This is a genomic window from Polaribacter dokdonensis (genome assembly GCF_024362345.1).
Lineage (GTDB): Bacteria > Bacteroidota > Bacteroidia > Flavobacteriales > Flavobacteriaceae > Polaribacter > Polaribacter dokdonensis.
This window is the reverse complement of the sequence record NZ_CP101505.1, coordinates 129,872-149,565: the sequence shown is the minus strand read 5'-3', so window position 1 is coordinate 149,565 and position 19,694 is coordinate 129,872. Positions and strand designations below refer to the sequence as shown.

At 30.4% G+C, this 19,694-nt stretch carries 18 protein-coding genes; 11 read left to right on the top strand and 7 right to left on the bottom strand.

Features of this window, described 5'->3' with window-relative positions; translation table 11 throughout:
* Positions 1–5: 5 nt before the first annotated feature.
* Positions 6–788: a S1/P1 nuclease gene (locus LPB302_RS00610; RefSeq protein WP_053974416.1), complete on the bottom strand. Its 783-nt coding sequence runs from the start codon at positions 786–788 to the stop codon at positions 6–8.
* A 121-nt stretch (positions 789–909) separates the two neighbouring features.
* Here LPB302_RS00610 and LPB302_RS00605 point away from each other — a divergent pair, with 121 nt between their 5' ends.
* Genes LPB302_RS00605 through LPB302_RS00575 form a run of 7 tightly spaced genes read left to right on the top strand, consistent with a single transcriptional unit; the run spans position 910 to position 3,858 of the window.
* Positions 910–1,770, top strand: a complete 861-nt coding sequence (locus LPB302_RS00605; protein ID WP_053974415.1) for an SPFH domain-containing protein — start codon at positions 910–912, stop codon at positions 1,768–1,770.
* Positions 1,771–1,772: 2 nt separating this feature from the next.
* The gene (locus tag LPB302_RS00600; protein WP_176966489.1) at positions 1,773–1,943 is read left to right on the top strand and encodes a glycine zipper domain-containing protein; all 171 of its coding nucleotides are present in this window, start codon (positions 1,773–1,775) and stop codon (positions 1,941–1,943) included.
* Positions 1,936–2,130 carry a hypothetical protein gene (locus tag LPB302_RS00595; protein ID WP_053974414.1) on the top strand — a complete coding sequence of 65 codons (195 nt, stop codon included), beginning with the start codon at positions 1,936–1,938 and terminating at the stop codon, positions 2,128–2,130. The genes LPB302_RS00600 and LPB302_RS00595 overlap by 8 nt, the downstream gene beginning before the upstream one ends.
* On the top strand, positions 2,117–2,275 hold the full coding sequence (locus LPB302_RS00590) for a DUF4177 domain-containing protein (RefSeq protein WP_074613549.1): 159 nt from the start codon (positions 2,117–2,119) through the stop codon (positions 2,273–2,275). The genes LPB302_RS00595 and LPB302_RS00590 overlap by 14 nt, the downstream gene beginning before the upstream one ends.
* The gene (locus LPB302_RS00585) at positions 2,276–2,779 is read left to right on the top strand and encodes a hypothetical protein (RefSeq protein ID WP_176966488.1); all 504 of its coding nucleotides are present in this window, start codon (positions 2,276–2,278) and stop codon (positions 2,777–2,779) included.
* Complete coding sequence (locus tag LPB302_RS00580) at positions 2,776–3,687, top strand: alpha/beta hydrolase (RefSeq protein ID WP_053974413.1); 912 nt, start codon at positions 2,776–2,778, stop codon at positions 3,685–3,687. The genes LPB302_RS00585 and LPB302_RS00580 overlap by 4 nt, the downstream gene beginning before the upstream one ends.
* Positions 3,688–3,693: 6 nt before the next feature.
* The gene (locus LPB302_RS00575) at positions 3,694–3,858 is read left to right on the top strand and encodes a type II toxin-antitoxin system antitoxin (protein WP_074613548.1); all 165 of its coding nucleotides are present in this window, start codon (positions 3,694–3,696) and stop codon (positions 3,856–3,858) included.
* A 32-nt stretch (positions 3,859–3,890) separates the two neighbouring features.
* Here LPB302_RS00575 and LPB302_RS00570 read toward each other — a convergent pair whose 3' ends face one another.
* Entirely contained in the window at positions 3,891–4,331 is a 441-nt protein-coding gene (locus LPB302_RS00570; RefSeq protein ID WP_197273158.1) for an outer membrane beta-barrel protein, read from the bottom strand.
* 366 nt (positions 4,332–4,697) lie between these two features.
* Here LPB302_RS00570 and LPB302_RS00565 point away from each other — a divergent pair, with 366 nt between their 5' ends.
* From LPB302_RS00565 to LPB302_RS00550, 4 genes are read left to right on the top strand one after another with little or no spacing between them, the layout of a single operon-like run.
* The gene (locus tag LPB302_RS00565) at positions 4,698–7,877 is read left to right on the top strand and encodes a WD40/YVTN/BNR-like repeat-containing protein (protein WP_053974411.1); all 3,180 of its coding nucleotides are present in this window, start codon (positions 4,698–4,700) and stop codon (positions 7,875–7,877) included.
* Position 7,878: 1 nt separating this feature from the next.
* Positions 7,879–8,544, top strand: coding sequence for a DUF2490 domain-containing protein (locus LPB302_RS00560; protein WP_053974410.1), 666 nt, complete (start codon positions 7,879–7,881; stop codon positions 8,542–8,544).
* Positions 8,541–9,848, top strand: a complete 1,308-nt coding sequence (locus LPB302_RS00555) for a DUF819 family protein (RefSeq protein WP_176966487.1) — start codon at positions 8,541–8,543, stop codon at positions 9,846–9,848. The genes LPB302_RS00560 and LPB302_RS00555 overlap by 4 nt, the downstream gene beginning before the upstream one ends.
* A 39-nt stretch (positions 9,849–9,887) precedes the next feature.
* Complete coding sequence (locus tag LPB302_RS00550) at positions 9,888–10,589, top strand: DUF4369 domain-containing protein (protein ID WP_053974409.1); 702 nt, start codon at positions 9,888–9,890, stop codon at positions 10,587–10,589.
* Between the two features lie 73 nt (positions 10,590–10,662).
* On the opposite strand, the gene LPB302_RS00545 is transcribed toward LPB302_RS00550, so the two are convergent.
* From LPB302_RS00545 to LPB302_RS00525, 5 genes are read right to left on the bottom strand one after another with little or no spacing between them, the layout of a single operon-like run.
* Positions 10,663–12,099 carry an MFS transporter gene (locus LPB302_RS00545; RefSeq protein ID WP_053974408.1) on the bottom strand — a complete coding sequence of 479 codons (1,437 nt, stop codon included), beginning with the start codon at positions 12,097–12,099 and terminating at the stop codon, positions 10,663–10,665.
* An 11-nt stretch (positions 12,100–12,110) separates the two neighbouring features.
* Positions 12,111–13,607: a glycoside hydrolase family 30 protein gene (locus LPB302_RS00540; protein WP_053974407.1), complete on the bottom strand. Its 1,497-nt coding sequence runs from the start codon at positions 13,605–13,607 to the stop codon at positions 12,111–12,113.
* A gap of 6 nt (positions 13,608–13,613) precedes the next feature.
* Positions 13,614–14,906, bottom strand: a complete 1,293-nt coding sequence (locus LPB302_RS00535) for a glycosyl hydrolase family 17 protein (protein WP_053974406.1) — start codon at positions 14,904–14,906, stop codon at positions 13,614–13,616.
* Between the two features lie 4 nt (positions 14,907–14,910).
* Entirely contained in the window at positions 14,911–18,336 is a 3,426-nt protein-coding gene (locus tag LPB302_RS00530) for a 1,3-beta-D-glucan phosphorylase, GH149 family (protein WP_053974405.1), read from the bottom strand.
* Positions 18,337–18,369: 33 nt separating this feature from the next.
* On the bottom strand, positions 18,370–19,692 hold the full coding sequence (locus LPB302_RS00525) for a glycoside hydrolase family 2 TIM barrel-domain containing protein (protein WP_053974404.1): 1,323 nt from the start codon (positions 19,690–19,692) through the stop codon (positions 18,370–18,372).
* Positions 19,693–19,694: the final 2 nt, after the last annotated feature.

Genomic DNA, 19,694 nt, shown 5'->3' with positions numbered 1-19,694 from the left:
AAGAATTAATCAAAAATATCGTTTAATACTTTTGCCAAACGAATTCCCCCTTTTTGTAATTGCTGTCTTACTGTCGCAAAATGATCATAAGAATATCTGTATCTTAAATTCTCACCCACATTTGCAGATTTATAGACATCATCTGTAATTTGATGCACTTCATTTACCCAATCTACAACAGAACCCTGCTCTATAAACTCAATTTGTTTTTTAGACAGTTCTTCTGCATTTTCAGCAAGATCTGTATAGCTCATATCATAATCATCAATCATTTTACTATCCCAAACACTATGCAAATTAGTTCCTCTACCAAACCATTGTACTTGCACATCATTACCACCTTTATCTTCTTTACGACCAATATGTAATGGTTGATGTAAATCGCCTATAAAATGAACTAACATCTTTAAATGAAAGTTTTTATCAGCAACAGAGCTGGTATCATCTTTTAATACAGAAATACATTTTGCAATACCCGTAACTAAATCTCCTTGAGGATTTTTAGAAGATTCTTCATAAGTTTCACTCAAACCCATATTTACATAATGCCAAGGAGAATAAGACCTGTAAGCTCTGTCTGACTTTATTTCATCCGCATACGTAGAAACAAATGCCAAACTCTGTCCTTTTAAAAGTTTATCTATTTTCTTTCTTGCTTTTCTAGTTAAGTGCTTCTCAGCGATTTTACCAGTAACTCTATGCCCATTTTTACCCCAAAAATAAACGTCTTCATTCGAAGTTGGAGCTATAAAAAGCAAGGATATAAAAGCTAATATTTTGAAATTCATTGTATTGTCTTTAAGATTAAGTTTTAGCTAAAATAAAAAATAAATCACGTAATAATTTGGAAAATATAAATATTTTTACATATCTTTATGATATCATTTTAATATCAAAAACAAATCAATCATGACAGCAGAGAAAATAATTAAGCCAGCAAATGGGTATTTAATGTTAATAATAGTACTGACCTTATTAATAGGTAGTATTGTATTAGGTATAAAACAAGAACAACCTTTATACATTATTGTTAGTGTAATTAGTTTTTTTGGATTGTTTGGTTTTATTCTTGTAAACCCAAACACTTCTAAAGTAGTATTACTTTTCGGAAAATATGTGGGTACTATAAAAGCTAATGGCTTATACTGGGCAAACCCTTTTTACTCTAAAAAGAAAATTTCTTTGAGAGCTAGTAACTTTGATAGTGAGCGTTTAAAAGTAAATGACAAGTTAGGTAACCCAATTATGATTTCTACTATTTTAGTTTGGAGAGTTACAGATACTTACAAAGCTGCTTTTGATGTAGATAATTACGAAAACTTTGTACGAGTGCAAACAGATGCAGCTGTTCGTAAATTGGCTAGCATGTATCCTTATGATAATTTTGCAGATGAAGGTCATGATGAAGACATTACCTTAAGATCTAGTGTTAATGAAGTATCAGAAGCTTTAGAAAAAGAAATTGATGAACGTTTGACAATTGCTGGTATAGAAGTTTTAGAAGCTAGAATTGGTTATTTAGCTTATGCAAACGAAATTGCATCTGCTATGTTAAAAAGACAACAAGCTACTGCTATTGTTGCTGCAAGACATAAAATTGTACAAGGTGCAGTAGAAATGGTAGAAATGGCTTTAGATGAGTTAAACAAAAAAGATATAGTAGAGTTAGATGAAGAACGCAAAGCAGCTATGGTTAGTAACTTATTAGTTATTTTATGTGGTGATAAAGAAGCAAGTCCAGTTGTTAATGCAGGTACTTTAAATCAATAAATTTGAATAAAAACAACTACAAAAAAGGAACAGGAATAGCAATTGGTATTGCTATAGGCACTGCTCTAGGTGTTGCACTAGGTAACATTGCTATAGGAATATCTCTTGGGCTAATTTTTGGAATCATGTTTGATTCTAAAAAGGGTAAATCTCAAAATACCAATAATGAATAATAAACAAATTGTTACTGTTGCTATTGGAGTCGCTTTTGGCTCTTCTATAGGAACTACAATTGGCGCGGTTATTGGAGAAGTAACCATGAGCTCAGTTTACGGATCTATGATTGGAGTTATAGTTGGTTTTGTAATTGCATTTACAATTTTCAATGAAAATAAAATAAAAAAGAATGAAAGAATATAGAGTAATACAACCAAAACTTGGTTTTAGAAATCGGTTTCAGAATTTTGAAGACATCTTAAATCAGCATGCTAGAGAAGGTTGGAGAGTTGTAGAAATTTCTCAAGGTTGGACTAGTGTTGTCTTTGAAAGGGATAAAAATAGATAAATGAAAGTTTTTAAAGAAGAACAACGTTTTACGCAAACTTGGTTACTAGTTCTAATGGGTTTTAGTCTTATAGTGCCCTTAGTTTTAACCACTAGGGAGTTTTTAAGTGAAAATTCTGGTTTTTCTGTTGGTGGCTTTTTATCAGTAATCGGAATTTTACTAGTAAGTATTGTTCCAATATTTTTCTTTAAACTCAGCACTAGAATTGATGAAGTTGGTATTCATTATCAATTCTTCCCTTTTCATTTTAAGATGAAAAAAATTACGTGGCAAGAAATAGAAAAAGCCTATGTAAAAACTTACGATCCTATAGGAGACTATGGAGGTTGGGGTTTAAAAGGTGGCTTTCTGTGGAATAAATCTAAAGGTACTGCAATTAATGTTTCTGGAGATATAGGTATTCAATTAGAATTAAAAAAAGGAAAGAAAATTCTAATAGGAACTCAAAAAGAACAAGAAGCAAAAAACGTATTAAAAACTTATATCAATAAAGACATATTATGATTCGAATTTTATCATTTATTATGCTAGTTATTTTCAGTATTTCTTCTGCATTTTCGCAGGTTAAAACAGAAGAAATTACCATTAACAATATGGCTATACAATTACCAGGAACACTTACCTACTCTTTAGAAAATCAACCTCTTATTATTTGGGTTCATGGTTCAGGAGGTGTAAATAGAAATGGTAATACTCCAAACTACATCAAACAATTTCGAGATGAAATCAATAAAAAAGAAATTGCTTTTTTTAGTTATGACAAAAGAACAGCCAACCTAAAAAATGCCAAATTTATTCAGGAAGATGGTATTTATTTTTCTGACTTTGTAAGTGACTTAAAAGAGGTTATCAATAAATTTAAAGATGATAAACGCTTTTCAGAAATAATTTTAGCTGGTCATAGTCAAGGATCATTAATTGCTATGTTAGCTTTAGAAAATGTAGACAAATACATTTCTATAGCAGGTGCAGGTGAAACTATCGATAAAACTTTGGTTAGACAAATTACTGCTCAAAGTCCTGCTTTTGGAAAGTTAACAGAACAATATGTTAAGGAACTAAAAGAAAATGGATCTATTAAATCTGTAGATCCTAATTTAATGTCTCTTTTTGCCCCACAAAATCAACCTTTTTTAAACTCTTGGATTAAACTTGACCCTATAGAAGAAATTAAAAAAGTAACCTTGCCTACTTTAATTATTAATGGAGACAAAGACATTCAAGTACAAGTTTCTGATGCAGAAAAATTAAAAGAGGCAAAACCAGATGCACAGTTGGTTATTATAAAAAATATGAATCATCTTTTAAAACAAATTGAAAAAGACGAAGACAATTTAAAGTCTTACATGAATTCAGATTATGCAATTTCAAATGAATTAGTTGAAACAATTGCAATATTTATTAAGAATTAGTAAAAAATGGCAAAAAAGAAAGCTTTCGCTTTGCGAGTTAATGAAGATATGATAAAGGCCATAGAAAAATGGGCTGCAGATGAATTTCGTTCTACAAATGGGCAAATAGAATGGATGCTAATGCAGGCCTTAAAAGACGCAAAACGTGAACCTAAAAAGAAAGAGGATTAAGCTCTTAAAAATACTTAAGAGCTTAAATTATTTTAGAATTTATAACCTATTCCTAGTCTTACACTATTAATTGCCTTGTCTACTCTAAAACTACTTTTGAGTTGAGAAAATTTATGTACATATCTTGTATCTACAAAAAAATGATTTCCCAAATGATACTCAGCTCCAACATTAAAACCAAAACCAGCTTTATTACTAACGCTATTTTTTCTAACTAACAGAAAATTTGCTTGTAATCCAGAATAAAAGTTCAAATTTTTTAAAGGTTTATATTTAAATATTATAGGAATTTCGAGTGTATTTGATTCTCCTCCACCCATAGCATAAATAATTTCAGTTCTAATTCCAAACTTTTCTGAAAGACTCTTTTCTGCAAAAATATTAACATAACTAGTACTTGGTTCGCTAATCTCTAAACGGTTTTCAATAGTATTTCCAGTAACGATACCTGATAGTGTTGTAAATGTAAACACATCCAACCCCCAGCAATTCCGAATTCAATTTCCTTTTTCAATTCTTTCTCTTGACTTTGCACAACTAAAATGGTGCAAAAACAAAAAGTAATAAGTAATAATTTTTTCATAGCAATTTGTCTTTTTTTAATTAGTAAGCACCAAAACTAAATGATACTTGTGTTAATTTTCTAAAACAAAAATTTAATAATCATTAAATAGCAGGTTAAATAAATTGTAATTTAAGTTAAACTTTCACATTTGTAATTTTCAGCAAAAATAAATTCTCTAACAAATTCAATTGTTAAATTAAACGCTCAATTTTTATTGAGCGTTTTCTATTTTGTATCTTGTTCCAAATTCAATAAATTCAACAAACTATTCCTAATGAAAAAATTACTTACACTTTTACTTTTGAGTGCTACTACTCTACTCTTTTCACAAGAATTCTCTATGGATTTGGTTAAAAATATGAAACCAAGAAATATAGGTCCAGGAGGTATGTCAGGTCGTGTAACATCAATAGATGTCGTAGAATCTAATCCAGAAATTATGTATGTAGGTACAGCATCTGGAGGAATCTGGAAATCTACTTCAGGTGGAATTAAGTGGGAGCCTATTTTTGAAAACGAGTTAACTGCTTCCATTGGTGCAATTGTTATTCAGCAATCTAACCCGAGTGTTATTTGGGCAGGTACAGGAGAAGGAAACCCAAGAAATAGTTTAAATGGTGGTTTTGGAATTTACAAATCCTTAGATGCTGGTAAGACTTGGCAAGCTATGGGATTAGAAAAAACAAGACATATTCATAGAGTAATTATACATCCAACAAATCCAGACATTGTTTATGTTGGTGCAATTGGTTCTCCTTGGGGAGAGCACAAAGAACGTGGAGTGTATAAAACCATAGATGGAGGTAAAACATGGAAACAAATATTATATAATAATGAAAAAACTGGTGCAGCAGATTTAATTATGGATCCTAAAAATCCGAATAAAATTATAGCTGCAATGTGGGAGCACAAACGTGATCCTTGGTTTTTTAAATCTGGAGGAGAAGGCTCTGGATTATATATTACTCATGATGGAGGAGACAATTGGAAAAAGATTACTGAGAAAGAAGGTTTCCCAAAAGGAGAATTGGGTAGAATTGGTGTTGCTGTTGCTCCAAATAATCCAGAAGTAATTTATGCTTTAGTAGAAGCTAAAAAAAATGCACTGTATAAAAGTGAAGATGGTGGTTTTAAATGGAAAAAAATAAATGATAAACCAGGTATAGGAAACAGACCTTTCTATTACTCAGAAATTTATGTAGACCCTCAAAACGAAAATAGAGTTTATAGTGTTTTTACTTATGTAAATGTATCTAATGATGGAGGTAAAAACTTTAAACAATTAATGCCTGCTTATGGTGTAGATAATGGTGTACACCCAGATCATCATGCTTGGTGGATTCATCCAAACAATGGTAAATTCATGATAGATGGTAATGATGGTGGATTAAACATTACCAAAGATGGTGGAAAATCATGGAGATTTATTGGTAATATTCCTGTTGCTCAATTTTATCATATTAATGTAGATAATGAGTTTCCATACAACGTTTATGGAGGTATGCAAGACAATGGTTCTTGGAGAGGGCCAGCCTATGTTTGGAAAGCACAAGGAATTAGAAATTCTTATTGGCAAGAAATTTCTTTTGGTGATGGTTTTGATGTGGTACCAGATAAAGACGATTCTAGATATGGATGGTCTATGAGTCAGCAAGGGTCTGTAGTAAGATATGATCATATTACAGGTAACAATTATTCTGTAAAACCAACACATAAAGACGCGAATATCAAATTACGTTTCAATTGGAATGCAGCTATTAATATGGATCCTTTTGATAACAATACTCTGTACTTTGGTAGTCAGTTTGTGCATAAATCAACTGATAAAGGTTTGACTTGGGAAGTAATTTCTCCTGATTTATCAACCAACAATCCAGAAAAATTAAAGCAATCTGAAAGTGGTGGTTTAACTATGGATGCTACAGGTGCAGAAAATCATTGTACTATTTTAGTTATTGAGCCAACATCGCTTGAAAAAGATGTGCTTTGGGCAGCTACAGATGATGGCCAAGTGCATATAACAAAAGACGGAGGAGCTAATTGGACAAATGTTGCTAAAAACATAAAAGGTTTACCTGAGTTTAGTTGGATTACCCAAATTAAAGCATCAAACAAACATAAAGGTGAAGCATTATTAGTAGCTAATGATTACAGACGTTTTAATTATACACCATATGCATACAGAACTAAAAACTATGGTAAAACTTGGGAAAGAATTGTTGATGAAAATGACGTACAAAGCTATACACTTTGTATTGTAGAAGATCCTGAAAATGAAAATCTTTTATTCTTAGGTACAGATGATGGTTTATATGTATCATTAAATGCAGGTGATAAATGGACAAAATGGACCAATGGATTTCCTACAGTTCCTGTAAAAGATTTAGTAATACATCCAAGAGAGCACGATTTAATAATTGGTACTTTTGGTAGAGCTGCATGGGTTTTAGATGATATAAAACCATTAAGAGCTATGGCTGGTAATAATAAAACTGATAAAGATATTCAGTTATTTTCACCTCCAGTTGCCTATCAAAGTGCTAGTCAACAACCAACAGGAAGCAGATTTGGTGCAGACGCAATGTATCAAGGAGAAAACAGAAATGGTGGTGCTATTATTTCTTATTATGTTAAAGTAGATGAGAAAAAATCTACTACAGATAAAAAAGAAAAAACAAACAACGAAGATAAAGTAAAGAAAGACTCTATTACACTTGAAGTATTTAATGGATTAACAAAAATTAGAACATTAAAATTTAAGGCTCCAAAAAAATCAGGTATACACAAAACAACCTGGTATATGCGTGAAAAAGGTGTTGCAAGAGCTTCTAGAAGAATTCGAAAATCAACAAGAGAACCAGGAGGAGTTACTGTAAAGCCAGGAGTTTATAAATTAAGAATGACTTATGGTAATGAAACTTCTGAGCAAGATATTATTGTAGCTTACGATCCTAGATTAGAAATTTCTAATGAAGCAATTAATCAAAAATACAAGGCAAGTAAAGAGCTAGAAAGTTATCAAGCAAAAATTGCTGCTATTGTAAAACAATTGGTAGAAAGTAAAAATGCAACTTCATCAATAAAATCAAAATTAACTAAAGAAGATAAAACAAAATATAAAGATGAAATAAAAGCTTCTAAAGAAATTGATAAAAAAATTGATGGCTTAATTGCTTTATACTTAGGAACTATAGATAAAAGACAAGGTATTACCAGAAATCCAGAAATTACTGTAAATCAAAGATTTGGGCAAGCAAGTAGATATATAAGATCTAGATTTGGCGAACAAACTTCTACTGAAACTGTGCTTATGAATCAATTTATAGAAGAATTTAAAAAAGCAGTTGCTGAAACGAACACGTTCTTTAATAACGATTGGATTGCATATAAAAAATCTGTAGAAAATATAAATATCTCTCCTTTTAAAGACACCAAAATCTTTTCTGCTCATTAGTATGATAAAAAAAAGTCTATTTTTCTGCGTCTTTGTTTTCTATTTTACAACAACAAAGGCGCAGAATGCTGATCAACAATTAGGTGCTTGGTATATGTATAATGGTTCTCATAAAATAGCAGATAAATTTGCAATTAAAACTATGGCCCATTACAGGTACTATAAGATTTTAAGTGAATTTCAGCAAGAAATATATAGGTTAGGTGTAAACTATACCATTTCTCCTAAAGTAAATTTTACTGTTGGTTATAGCTATGTAAATACAGATACTGAGTTCAAAATACCCTCTACAAATATAGAAGAACATAGGCTGTATGAAGATATTAATATTAGTGGAAAATTGAAAGATTTAAAATTAAGACATCGTTTACGCTTTGAGCATCGCTTCTTTAATGCCACTGCTAGCCATTGGCTTCGTTACGATTTAAATGCCAACTATCCAATTACTAATAACTGGTCTGTATATGCGTTCAATGAAATCTTTTTGAACATAGATAAATCAAAAAGATTTGTGCAAAATTGGACAGGTGCTGGCTTTTTACATCAACTGAATAATAACCTAAAAATTAAATTGGGTTACTTTTATCAAAAGTTTCCTGATAATGGTTTTCACAGATTACAAGTGGGAATTATTTTAAATACAAATCATCTTAAAAATAAAAAATGATAGAACCAATTTTTAAAAATGACGCCATCGTTTTTGGTATTTTATTGCTATCCTTAGGTTTTGTTTTTTACACAGAAAATATTAAAACAGGGTTTTGGCCTAAATTCTATAAAATTGTTCCTGGTTTATTTATGGCCTATTTTATTCCTGCTTTATTTACAACTTTTAGAGTAATAGCTCCTGAATGGGAAACTGAAAATGAAGTTGGTGAAATGGTGAAAAATAAATCTCAATTATATTATGTTGCTAGTAGATTTTTATTACCAGCAGCTCTGGTTTTAATGACTTTAAGTATAGATTTAAAAGCAATATTTAATTTAGGATCTAAAGCATTAATTATGTTCTTTACTGGAACTGTAGGAATTATAATTGGTGGACCTATTGCAATATTATTAATCTCTTTATTTTCCCCAGAAACTGTTGGAGGTGCAGATTTTGATGCAGTTTGGAGGGGTTTATCAACCTTAGCTGGAAGTTGGATTGGTGGTGGAGCAAATCAAACTGCTATGCTAGAAATTTACCAATACAACCCTTCTAAATATGGAGGAATGGTAATTGTTGATATTGTAGTTGCCAATGTTTGGATGGCTATTTTATTGATAGGAATTGGTAAAAAAGATAAAATTGATAAATGGTTAAAAGCAGATACTTCTGCTATTGAAGACCTTAAACAAAAAGTAATTCATTTTTCTGAAAAAGTGAAAAGAAACCCTTCATTAACAGATTTTATGATAATGCTAGCCATTGGTTTTGGTACTGTTGGTTTTGGCCATTTTTGTTCCAAATATTTAGCAGAGTTCTTTGCTAACTTTGTAGCCTCTATCGAATCTCAAACTTGGAGAAATGTATTCTCTTTCTTGGGTTCTAGTTTCTTTTGGTTGATTAGTGTATCTACAATTGTTGCAATTATTTTATCATATACAAAAGCTAAAAACTACGAAGGTGCAGGTGCCAGTAAATTAGGTAGTATTTTTATTTACATTTTGGTAGCAACTATTGGTATGAAAATGGATTTAAATCAGGCTTTAGAAAACCCTGGATTAATGGTTATTGGATTGGTATGGATGACAATACATGCTTTACTATTAATTATAGTTGCAAAAATCATAAGAGCTCCTTATTTCTTTTTAGCTGTAGGTAGCCAAGCAAATGTTGGTGGTGCAGCCTCTGCTCCTATAGTTGCACAAGCATTTCATCCATCTTTAGCAACTGTTGGTGTATTACTGGCTGTATTTGGTTATGCAATTGGTACAATTGGTGCAATTGCCTGTACTATTTTAATGGAATTATCATCAACTTTATAAAAAATTAAGCATATTTGCAATCGTAAATTTAAGATACAAATGAAAAGAATTTTAGCGGTTTTAGTAGTAGCAATCTTATTATACTCATGTTCATCTAAAAAAGATGGAAACATGATTGTACAAGGTCAAATAAAAGGTTTAAAGAAAGGAAAGCTTTATTTACAGAAAATGCAAGACACAGTTTTAGTATCTGTAGATTCTGTTGCTTTAAATGGTTCTGATACCTTTAAATTAACAGATGATGTAAATTCGCCTGTCTTATATTATTTAACTTTTGATGGAAATACTACTGATAAACGAATTCTATTTTTTGGTGAACAAGGAACTATTACAATTAATGATAATGTAGATGAGTTTGGTTTGTATCCAGAAATTTCTGGTTCTAAAAATCAAGAAGTATTAGACCAGTTTAATAAAGTAAGAAGTAGATTTCAAACTGAGCGTTTAGAATTCATTAAAAAAGATTTTGATGCTAAAAGAGCAGATGATAAAGAACTAATTGAAAAATTAGAAAGAGATTATAACAGATTAGTAAAAAGAAGAGTTTTATATACTACTAACTTTGCAATTACTAATTCTGATTTTGAAGTCGCTCCATATATAGCTTTAACAGAAATGTATGATGCTAGTTTAAAGATGTTAGACACTGTAAATGCTTCTCTAACTCCAAGAATTAAAGAATCTGAATATGGAAAACGTTTCCAAGAGTATTTAGATAATATTAAAAAGAACGAAGAGTAATTATTTCTATTCTTTTTCCATAAAAAAAACGAGCCTTTGACTCGTTTTTTTTTATGTTTATTACTTAGTGTTTTTATGCTTCAATCTTAGCTTTTCTAGCCTCTAATTGCGCTCTTATATCATTGGCTTTTTCTTCATCTATACCATAATCTTTCATAATGTACATAGCAACCAAAGTTCCTAATACAGGCAATACACAAAAGAATATATGCAAGCCTTCTACTGCTCCTACTTGATCTGTTGTTGGTAATTCTGAATTAAAACCTACTAGCCAAATTATTAGACCACTAAAAGCACCTGCAATAGCAAACCCTACTTTTACCATCCACCAATAAATAGCTCCAAATATACCTTCTCTTCTTAAACCAGTATTTAATTCATCAACATCTATGATATCAGCTGTCATAGACATCATAATTGTGAATAAACTTCCAATTCCAAAAGAGAAAAAAGGTAGCGCAATTATATATAACCAAGGTTTACCTGGCACAAATAAAAAGTAAAGTAATACATAACCAAATATCGAAATTCCTTGTGCAATTAAAAAAGCTTTTTTCTTACCAAATATTTTAGACATTTTAGTAATTATAGGAATTACTAAAAATGTAGTTCCTAAAGCTCCAAGACAACCGAATAAAGAAACCCAAATACCAGAATCACCTGCATTACCGTTAAATAATTTATAAACAATTACAAAAAAAGTAAGCGATGAAACTGCCATAAATGCATTATATATAAAAAAAGTAGCACCACATAATTTTCTAAATTCTTTAATCTTAAATGCCTCTACAAAACTTTGTAATATTTTCATTAAACTACCTCCTATATTAGAAAAATTTAGAGGTTCATAATCTTTGTCTAAAGTAGATTCACTTTTTATAAAAATAGCAGGTACAATTGCACAAATTGCACAAGGTATAGCAACCCAAACTGCTAATTCTCTAACTGCAACTTCTGCTGATGGAAACCAATCAGGATCATACATGAAAACCCAAAACCAAGGTGCAATTACCCAAGCCCATTGTCCAATCCATTGTGCAATGGCCATTATACTTGTTCTTTCGTGAAAATCATCACTCATTTCATAACCCATAGCCACATAAGGTACACTAAAGAAGGTAAGTCCTAAATAAAATACTACAGACCAAAGAAAAAAGTACCAGAAATTATATTGTACAGTATTTTCTTTGAATAATTGCCACATAAAAATATAGGAAATCCCCATAATAATTCCGCCAATTAAAACATACTGTCTTCTTCTACCCCATTTTGACTTTGTATTATCAGAAATAAAACCCATTATTGGGTCTGTTATAGCATCAAATAATCTTGGGAATAGATAAATCATAGCCCACATTAAACCAGTAAATTTTAAGTCTTCTACCAGTATTACCATAAAAATTCCTAGAATTGCAGGAAACATTTGATTAGCGAACATACCAATTCCAAATGCAATCTTTTGACCCATTGGAACTTTGCTTTTACTTAATTGTGCAGATTGACTAGACATAATTTATATATTTATGGTTTTGAAATAACAATCGTTTGTAACGCTTGCCCTTTGATATCTATAGTAACACTCTTATCATTAAGTGTTAGATTAATTTTTTTCGCAATTTCTTTTTCATTAAAAACAACAACAGCTATTGAGCCATCTATGTTTTCTGCTGCTGTAATCATCAAATCTTTATCTGAATGATTAACATCGAATATTTTAGCTTCTGGTCTAATAAACCTTGAGAAATGAGACATTACATAATAAAGAGGTGTAAAGTAGATTTCATCTGAATTTTCATCAACAATAACTGGTGCAACACACCAATTTTTAAACCAATTAGGACCTCCTTGTTTGTTTAAAACCATGTTCCAATCAATCCAACCATCAACATAATTATTTAAACAACCAATAATATCTCTTGCATATCTATTAACTGGAGCATATTTAGGATGCATAGGTTTGTCTTTTTCAGGAGCCCAATCCCAACCCCAATCTGTAGCTTCTTTTTTCCAATACCAAGCATCGTCTTTCCATTTTGGAATTTCTGAATCTACACAAGCCTCTGATTGTATTAAATATTTATTTGGTGCTTTTTTATGAGCATACTGTAACTCTTCTGGATAAAAGTGATAAGTACTAGCATACCAATGAATGGCTGTTCCATCAAAATAAGAAGAAGTTTCTTCGTTTTTATATTGTGAGTCTACCCATTCATTTAAATGTTCTCTGTTTTGATCATATCCTAGAATTTTTACATCAGGATAATCTTGTCTTAATTTCGGACCTAAATGATGTTGAACGAAATTGGTCATTTCATCTGGAGTGTAATGCATACTTTCCCAATTATTACCATTTCCTAGAGGTTCATTTTCTACTGTAAATCCCCAAATATCTATACCTTCATTTTTATAAGCTGCTACGTATTTTGAGAAAAATAAAGCCCAAGTATCATAATATTCAGGTAACAATTTACCTCCAACATAGTTTTTGTTGTCTTTCATCCAAGGTGATGCTGTCCAAGGAGAAGAAAGTATTTTAAAACCGTCTTTAGATACATTCATGGCATCTTTAATCATTGGAATAATATCATCTAAATCTTCTTGAATACTAAAGCTCTTTAGTTCTTTATCATCTTCTACAGGAGCATACGAATAGTTACTAAGTGAGAAATCTGAAGAATTCATATGTGTTCTAGTTAAAGAGTACTTAGCACCTGATTCTCCAAAATAAGCTTCAATAATAGAATCTCTATTTTTCTTGCTTAACTTGTTTAGTAAGTAGGCTGAAGCCTCTGTAAAAGAACCTCCAAAACCTGTAATTGTTTGCTTAGTTTGTTTTGGTTGTAATACTACCTGAATTCTGTTTTCATTAGTTTCATTAGAAAAATTCTCTAATTGCACTAGATTATTACCAGATGCAGAAGTTTCATAAACTTGTACATTTAATTTATCTGCACCTGTATTGCACCCTAAAGCACCAATTACCAATAATGAGTAAAATATTATTCTATAGATTTTCATATCATTCTATTTTTTATAATCAGTATTAGGCAAATTCACTGCTACTAACAATGAATCTAAATTACCTTCGTATGTCTTTTTTATAGAGTTTCCATCTCTTTTTAAATCAGAAAAAATTCCTTTATCTACTAAATTCCAAATAGGATATTTAGCTTCTCCTTTTAAAGTAAATAAACCAAAATGATTTTCTGAACCACTCTCATTTTTTGCATCTTTCCATTGCTCATCAAAAGCTTCAAAATAGAAACAAGAAATACTATTTGCGTTTGTCCATTCACGCATGCTTTTATAATATAACCCTTGTTTATACTCATCTGTTGCTCTAGAACCATTAAAGCCATAATGTCCGTTAGAAATTGTAGCCCAACCAGTTTCTCCAATATGAATCGATTTCGTAGAATCAATACTTTTTACATAAGCAGAAACATTCTTGTATTGGTTTTTAGCAAAATCTAAGGCACGAATCATAGACTTATCTACTATTTGTTTTTTAGTCAAACCTTTATCTGATTCTGGAACAGTCCAAAAATCTGAATTATAATGTGTATTATGATAAGGATAAGTATGCATAGAAACGTAATCTACAGCTCTTATTAAGCTTTCTAATTCTTTTGTTTTATAGCTTTCAGCTCCTCCCCCCCAAGAAGAAAAATCATCTGAAGACGTAATCCATAAATCTTTAGATAGTTTATTATTTTCTTTTAGCTTTTGTAAATGATTTACCCATTTTAGAATAACCTTGGGTTGAACATAATAACTAGCTGCCCAATTAACCATAGCTTCATTTCCTACAGCAATTACTTTAACAATTTCTGGATATTTATTTGCCAATTGAACTGCTCTTTCTATTTCTCCTTTGTTTTGCTCACTCTCTATATTATGATTTGGAGTTTTATCTGTCCAAGCATTTAAACAATCTATCCAAGCACCTAACATTACATACATCTCAAAAGATTCATCTTCATTTTTTAATTGATGAATAGCTTCTAAAACATTTGCTGCATGTGGTAATTGAGGTTGAACATTGTAGGTTCTTAAAATTCGAATACCCATAGCATGTAGCAATTTAAGATCTTCCTTTAGTTGCTGAATTGTGGGTTGATTAGCTCTATCTTTTGTTCTATAACCACCATAAGAAATTGCCAAATAATCAGGGTTTCCTAAAATATCTTTAGCAGTAACACTTACTCTCTTTTGTTGATATATTTGAGTATCCTTAGTTGCATCAACATCACTTTTACATGATGCTAAAGACAATAATATCAAACAAAAAACCGATATAAAAAACGTATTCTTCATGCAATTACTTTGTTAGAAATACTTCTATATGCTTAACATTATTTGTTCTATTAAATAGCTCATTACTTATTTCTTTGTCTAAGGCCAATTCGTTTAAAACCTTTTCATCACCTGAATTATAAGTAACTACAACTTTTTGTTCTTGAGCAACAGTATAAATTATTGGCACTTGACAATATGTATAACATAATTGATTTTGGTATACAGTAATTGATTCTTTAGTATCTGAAACTGATATATAATCAAAAGTGTTTGCGCTTGTTAAAAATTCTGATTCTTTTAATAATCTTGGTTTAAAAACTATTTTACCATCTGTTACAAAAACACCTAATTCTCCAAATCTGCTTAACAGATCTTCTTTTACTTGACCTGTCATTCCTGGTTGTTGAGCGCCTTTGTTTGCTGGTGTATGAGAATAGGCATCAGTAGGAAATGCTCCATATAAATCTGGAGATTTATGCACACCAATTCCTGCATTAATTTCATAATAATGATCTAATAATCTACCAATAACTTTTTCATCTTCATTAGAGTTGATAGCCAATAAACAATTTTCTTGAACTGCTAATAACAACTTAGAAACCATATGCCAATAAATAGAACCTAAACCTTCATAACCAAAGAAAGTACCTGATCTACCTGTAAAACTTTTATGGTCAAAAATTTCTTCAAATACATCTAAAACGTACTCTTTATCCTTTTCAATTAGAGTTTGATAAGTTTCTGGTAAATCTTCAAAAGCTGCTTTTAAACTATCTGCATTGTTGAAATTACCATTAAAGTGATAATTACCTAAAGCATCTTGTTCTATAATTTCTAAGTTCTTATCCTTTACTAAAGTCTGTAACAATTCAGAATTAGAAACTTTATCATTTGGAATATTATTCTTTTTAGTAAACCTTGGTAAATCTTTATTAGGATAAAGAATGTAGCTGTATTGATCATCTCTAAACAAAGCTGAATTCTTTAAGCCATCTAACAATTCTAAAGCTTGTTTTGGAGTTAAATAACCTGAACTTAACACAGATACTTGACCCTCTAACATTTCTGATAAATAAGAAATAGAAACCTCTTTATTATTCTCTAATGTCATTAAATTATAGGCATGATACATATTATCGCTTCTTTTATTAGCTCTAATACTATGCTCTAAATACTTATTTGTTATTTTTAAGAAATGTGCTAAATCATTTTTAGAAAGCGTTGATTTTGCAGTCGAAAACCCTTCTTTGTACACTTTAGTTCTGTAATCACTTGCTGGATTTCCTAAGCCATCTAAGACTCTTTTTCTATCCATATCAGAAACACTAGATTTTAAGATGCTTTCATTGCTATTTAAAGTCTGAACAACTTCGTTAAATAAAGTAGCTACTTCTTCTGATATTTGAACTTCATTTGTTTCTGCGTTATTTAAAACACCTTCAATGAAATGGATGAATCTTCTTAGGTAATATAAAGTTACCATAGACACTCCATTACCTACTAATGCATTATTGGCATCATTCCATTCTGGTCTTTGAGTATTTAACCAAATACCACCTTCAGGTATAAAGTTAGATACTTTGGCTAAAATTGTAACTAGTAATTTTTCTATTAAGTTTACTTTATAAGGTTGTGCATTCTTATCTCTAATTAAAGAACCATCTGCACCAATCTCTGCTCTTCTCTCTTCTATTTTTTCATTTAATCTATGATCGAAATCAATAGTATCTTTAGGGTTTTTAAGAATATCACTATATGGTTTTATTACATAAGGAACATTTGCATACACAAAAATGTCATCGTCAAAAAGTGATGCCAATTTAGATGGGTAATGTTTTTCTATAAACTCTAAAAACTTTAATAAATAAATGATTTGATGATCTCCCCAATAACCAATGTAAGACCAAGGATCATTCTCTTCAATCACTTCCCAATCAAAACCATCTTTAGTAACTCTGTAAGGATTGTAACCTTCAAAAGTAGTAGCGTTCAAAAATTTATGAATCATACTCTCTATAAATTGAGGATATGAATGTGCTAATGCTTCCCAATTCTGAAAAATATCTCTCCAATTCCCTTCATAATCTAGTACTTTAGAGCCATCAATTTCACTCTTTGTATTGATAGAAAAACGATTCCAAGGTCTACTTGGATCTCCATGTCTTCTACTAAATTTTAATGGTAAATATTCTAAACAAAGTCTTTTAAAGTCTTTATTAGAATCTTTATCTGCTAATTCTTTAATATGATGTAGAGAAAACTTTTCTGGTAAATTAGCCAATAAATCAGCTTTTAATTGGCTTAAAGGCTTATTTGCTTTTGTTAAATAAGTAACAAAATCGTCTTTTTCTATGGTGTAATTATCGTCAAAAATTCCACCTCTCATTATATTAAAAAGCGTGTTCGAAAAGTGTCTTGTATTTACAAGAGCATCATTAGACAATTGTAAACCATCAGAAGCTGCAGCAAGTTTAATAAGGTTTTCTGTACCTGTATTAATACTTTCTTGTAAAATATCTACTACATTTTTATCACTTTTAATAAGTTCAGATATTTTTACTACATCTGAAACAGTTTGATTAACATTTGCTACTAACAACCAAGATTTCTCTGAATTTGCTGCAACTGTTATTGTATCATTTAATAAATAAGCTCCTTTTTCTGCTTTAACATCAACTTCTTCTTTTAATTCAATTCCTCTTCTAAAATTATTTAATTGAAGAGAACATAGTAAATGCTTAGGATTTTCTAAACCTGAAGACCAAATTAAATTTGCTTTTAAAGCTTCACTTGGTTCTGCCTTATCTACAATAATAGCACTTAAACTAAAAATACCTAGACCAGAATCTGCTTCTAGCTCACATTTTTTGTAAGCATCAACTAAATTACTTCTTATGCCTTGAATGTCTGAACCTACTCCATAAGGAATAACATCTTGTACACCATCTAATAACGAAACTTCTAAATCACCTGAAGAATGATTTACAAACGTAGCTTCCCTTACAAAGCCAAACTCATCACTAGAATTCCATTGATATTTAAAAGAAACCTCTAAATCTTCATTTATTTCTTCAAAGATTACTTTATTACCATATATGTTTTTGTAAATATTTCTTTTGATATTGTAAAGACCTGCCTGTCTTTCAGAGAAAGGTTCCCATAAGCTTTTCTTTCCATTTTTAGTGATATGAAAAATACTTTTACAACCTGTTGTTTCTGCTAAATCTGTAATTTTATCATCTGTGTAATAAGGAAAAAGCGCATACTCAGCATTTTTTCTTCCAGCTGTAAGACCACCATTACTTGAAATAAACATCCAATGGTTTGAGTCTGAAACAATGGTCATAAAAAAAGGACGCATTGTATGACTATTAGAAATTTTATAATAAGATTCATTGGCTAAGGTTACTAATTCACCTTTAACTTGAGGGTTTAAATCTGTATTCATATCTGTTTTATAAATATATATTGTAGTAGTTGATTATTGTTTGCTCTCTAAAAGCATTTTATTTTTTAAGCCTTTCTTTAAAGCCTTTTTCTGATTTATTTTACAAATCTTATTTTCTATTTTCTTTGCTGTAATTCCTTTTTCATAAGGATTTATTTGATGTACTCTCTGCAAAACATAGTAAGCTGCTCTTGGGTATAATTGATACAAACCTTCATCATTAGAAAAACCTTTTGCTGCAATTCCAAACCATTCTTCGTTCATGTTTTTGCTATTGTTTTTAGTATCTAAATCATAGCCTTTATTCGTCCAATTTGCCTCTTCATTATGTACATCTAAATTTATGGTTTGCCCTAATTTCCACCATCCATCACTAAATTGAAAGGTAAAGCCTCCAATAGAATTAGCTGTTTTACCTAAACCATAAGCATTTGCATAAATTTCTTTCCAATTTTCTGTTAAATAGAAAGATTGCATTTTTTGGTCTTCTTCTTTATTCAACGCATTAAAAGCATCTACACCAAATTCTGTAAAAAGAATTGGTTTGTTTAATTTGTCTTTCACTTTTTGAAAAGCATCTCCAAACGATTTACCTCTATACATATTTGTGCCATAGATATCTACGTCTTTGCAATCTTCTGCAATGATGTCTATAAATAAAACATCTCCATTACACATGGCAATAGGATGATTAGCATCTATTTTTTTCATTAACAATGCAGCCTCATTAAAGAGTTGATACATAGGTCGTCCTCTTTTTTCACCCATTGCTTTTTTCATTTCTGCATCATCAGGAAAATCTTCTGTTTCTGAACCTGCCCAGAATAAACCATAGTTATTCTCATTTCCTAAAAGGTAGAGTAAAAGCCCTTCAGTATTTTTATATTCTTTTGCCAAACTAGAAACCTCATCTAGTAATAGTTTTTTAGTTGCTTCATCTCTATAATCAGTAACTGGCTTGTATACCTCATTTATGGTAACTCCATATCTGCCAAAAGAATGATTTAACATAGTATAAATACCATAGTTTTTGTAGATATAAGTAATCCATTTTGGCTGAATTCCTGTATACACACGAATTGCATTAACTCCCATATCTTTTAATAAAGACATCTCACTTTCTAATGCTTTTTTAATAAATTCATCTGATTGGCTCCATAAACTATATGAATAATTAGTACCAATTGGAATATAATCCCAATTCATACCATTTATCATAAAATCTGCTCCATTGACTTTAAGTTTCATTCCTAAATCATTAGAAACAATAGAAACTTTAGTTTGATTTTGAGCATTATTGTTAAGAACAAATAAGCAAACAAGAAATAATAAAAAGAATTTAGTAGATGTTTTCATGA

Excerpts from the sequence above, each read along its gene's own strand:
- LPB302_RS00610 (WP_053974416.1), bottom strand. The coding sequence starts at position 788 with ATGAATTTCAAAATATTAGCTTTTATATCCTTGCTTTTTATAGCTCCA.
- LPB302_RS00605 (WP_053974415.1), top strand. The coding sequence starts at position 910 with ATGACAGCAGAGAAAATAATTAAGCCAGCAAATGGGTATTTAATGTTA.
- LPB302_RS00595 (WP_053974414.1), top strand. The coding sequence starts at position 1,936 with ATGAATAATAAACAAATTGTTACTGTTGCTATTGGAGTCGCTTTTGGC.
- LPB302_RS00590 (WP_074613549.1), top strand. The coding sequence starts at position 2,117 with ATGAAAGAATATAGAGTAATACAACCAAAACTTGGTTTTAGAAATCGG.
- LPB302_RS00585 (WP_176966488.1), top strand. The coding sequence starts at position 2,276 with ATGAAAGTTTTTAAAGAAGAACAACGTTTTACGCAAACTTGGTTACTA.
- LPB302_RS00580 (WP_053974413.1), top strand. The coding sequence starts at position 2,776 with ATGATTCGAATTTTATCATTTATTATGCTAGTTATTTTCAGTATTTCT.
- LPB302_RS00575 (WP_074613548.1), top strand. The coding sequence starts at position 3,694 with ATGGCAAAAAAGAAAGCTTTCGCTTTGCGAGTTAATGAAGATATGATA.
- LPB302_RS00565 (WP_053974411.1), top strand. The coding sequence starts at position 4,698 with ATGAAAAAATTACTTACACTTTTACTTTTGAGTGCTACTACTCTACTC.
- LPB302_RS00560 (WP_053974410.1), top strand. The coding sequence starts at position 7,879 with ATGATAAAAAAAAGTCTATTTTTCTGCGTCTTTGTTTTCTATTTTACA.
- LPB302_RS00555 (WP_176966487.1), top strand. The coding sequence starts at position 8,541 with ATGATAGAACCAATTTTTAAAAATGACGCCATCGTTTTTGGTATTTTA.
- LPB302_RS00550 (WP_053974409.1), top strand. The coding sequence starts at position 9,888 with ATGAAAAGAATTTTAGCGGTTTTAGTAGTAGCAATCTTATTATACTCA.
- LPB302_RS00545 (WP_053974408.1), bottom strand. The coding sequence starts at position 12,099 with ATGTCTAGTCAATCTGCACAATTAAGTAAAAGCAAAGTTCCAATGGGT.
- LPB302_RS00540 (WP_053974407.1), bottom strand. The coding sequence starts at position 13,607 with ATGAAAATCTATAGAATAATATTTTACTCATTATTGGTAATTGGTGCT.
- LPB302_RS00535 (WP_053974406.1), bottom strand. The coding sequence starts at position 14,906 with ATGAAGAATACGTTTTTTATATCGGTTTTTTGTTTGATATTATTGTCT.
- LPB302_RS00530 (WP_053974405.1), bottom strand. The coding sequence starts at position 18,336 with ATGAATACAGATTTAAACCCTCAAGTTAAAGGTGAATTAGTAACCTTA.
- LPB302_RS00525 (WP_053974404.1), bottom strand. The coding sequence starts at position 19,692 with ATGAAAACATCTACTAAATTCTTTTTATTATTTCTTGTTTGCTTATTT.